A 2188-nucleotide genomic window follows, 5' to 3' on the forward strand; every position below is an offset into this window, starting at 1 on the left:
ATATAAATGTCAACACAAATATGTACACTTTTGCTTGTATAACGATGTACAAAATCACTCGTTTTCTTTCACTAGATGATCTTTCAAACGATAAGATTGTCCGACCATTGTTACGACGGTCGCATGATGTAAGATTCGATCTAAAATCGCATTTGCGAGCTTAGGTTCTTGAAAGACTTCGTCCCATGCCTTGAAGTTCACATTAGTTGTAAAAATCGTACTACGCTTTTCATACCGCATGTCAACGAGTTGGAAAAACAACTTCGCATCCTCTTGATCGATGGGTAAATATCCGATTTCATCAATGATTAACAACTTGTATTTTGTATAATGCTTTAATCGACTTTCTAACCGATTTTCTAGTCGAGCTCTCTTTAAATTCTGTATCAAGTCATGACATTTGATGAAATAGGTGCTTGTTCGTTTCTTTGCTGCCGCAATGCCAATTGAGGTTGACAAGTGGGTCTTACCGACCCCACTTGGTCCCAAAAAAACGATATTCTCGCTTTTCTCAATAAAACGCAACGATATAAAATCTAATATTTGTTGTTGATTAACCGAAGGTTGAAAGGTGAAGTCAAAATCCTTTATTTCCTTTAAGTGAGGAAAAGCAGCTACTTTCACCATTGCCTGAACCATATTTTGTTCGCGTACGTCAATTTCGTAATTAGTTAATTTAATAAGTGTATCAATAAAGGTCATTTGATTATTAACACTAAAGTCTACGACTTCATTTAGATGTAACTTCATTTGCTTTAAATTTAGATACTCTAAACTTTTTAAGAGTTGCTGATAATTAGTTTGAGAATTTATCATTTGTACACGTCTCCGATCGCTGCTAGATTCTGTTTAGCCAATTCTTCAATTTCAGGATAATGAGGTGCCGAAACAAGTAAGGCTTCCTTATAATGTGCCTCTTCGTAATTAAGTTTGGCGTGACTAATAGGGTGATGCGCGATCAGTTCCATGTTATAATAAATCCATAGTTGATCATCATACACTTGTAGGGCTACTTTCTTTCCTTGATATTTGGCTGGTACCGAATATTGATTAGATTTGTAGGTAATCATGTTAGATGCATTGACTTTCACAAGCGTATGTTTGATCCGGTAGGAATCTCTTACTTTTTCAGTTGGTAGCTGGAGTAAGTGGTTCCTTTCTTTTTTGAACTCAAAAATCGGAATTTTCCCTGTACCTTGATGTAACTCATGATTAATGCGAGTACATAAATCTTGTACGAACTGATGCAGCTCTTCTAAAGTTAATTGCCCTTGATAAGCATGAATTTCGTCTAATAACTTCATCGTTGCTTCTACTTTTCCTTTTGTTCGTGGGCGTCCAGCGATACATGGCCTCACCTTAAATCCAAAATCCTTCGCAAACTGATCGAACTTAGTATTTATCTTTCCGGAAGAATACTCTGTTCGAGCTTGATCCATTACGGTTTTCATATTATCCGTAACGATTTCTGTTGGTACACCACCAAACGCTTCAAATGTTTCTGTTAAGAAAGAAAGTAATACACTTTGAGACTTAGAAATTGATAAGTAAAAAGCTCGGAATCTCGAACAGGAAAGAAGTAATACAGCCACATTCACTTCTACTTGCTCTCCCTCTTTTGTCTCATACATAATACTTTCCTTCCAATCTAACTGAGCTTGTTTACCTGGAGGAGTTTCGAACCGAACGGTTCCCTTTGGGGTAGGAATACGTTTCTCCTCTTCAAAATAAGCTTTGAATTCTGGAATACGTGCGATGTAAGCACGGAAGGCAGAGGCTGAACATTCCAACTCATGGTTGTCTTTTAGATACTGCCAGAGTACACGGCGATAATAAAATACTTGCTTTGAGTCCTCAGAAAGGAGAGCAGCAATAACTTTATAATGCTTGTCGATTTTAGAAGGCTTTTCTCTCTTCCTTTTGGGTACAAAGCCATTTAAATATTTATCAACTGTTCGACGATCCACACCTAACTCTTCTGCTAATTTTCTTTTGTTTATTTTCATTTTTAAATGCTCCATTACTTGCTTGAATTTTGGTAAGTCTGAAAGACTTTTAATCTCAAAACTTGTATCAACATTTACAGTCATATACATTCCATTCACCTCTAGAATAGTATGAAATGACTGATCAACTTTGTACATCTTTATTCAAGTGATATTGTACATATTTAAATTAGCATTTCTAT

2 protein-coding genes are annotated in these 2188 nt (G+C 36.0%); both read right to left on the bottom strand.

All coding sequences use genetic code 11. The features are described from left to right. Window positions 1-54: 54 nt before the first annotated feature. Window positions 55-816 (bottom strand): IS21-like element helper ATPase IstB, encoded by a 762-nt coding sequence (istB, locus tag F7888_RS22215; protein WP_191783573.1) that lies wholly within the window; start codon window positions 814-816, stop codon window positions 55-57. Further along, window positions 813-2096 carry an IS21 family transposase gene (istA, locus tag F7888_RS22220; RefSeq protein ID WP_191783575.1) on the bottom strand — a complete coding sequence of 428 codons (1284 nt, stop codon included), beginning with the start codon at window positions 2094-2096 and terminating at the stop codon, window positions 813-815. The genes istB and istA overlap by 4 nt, the downstream gene beginning before the upstream one ends. Window positions 2097-2188 lie beyond the last annotated feature (92 nt).

Source organism: Litchfieldia stipae, from assembly GCF_014837155.1.
Taxonomy (GTDB): domain Bacteria; phylum Bacillota; class Bacilli; order Bacillales; family Bacillaceae_L; genus Litchfieldia.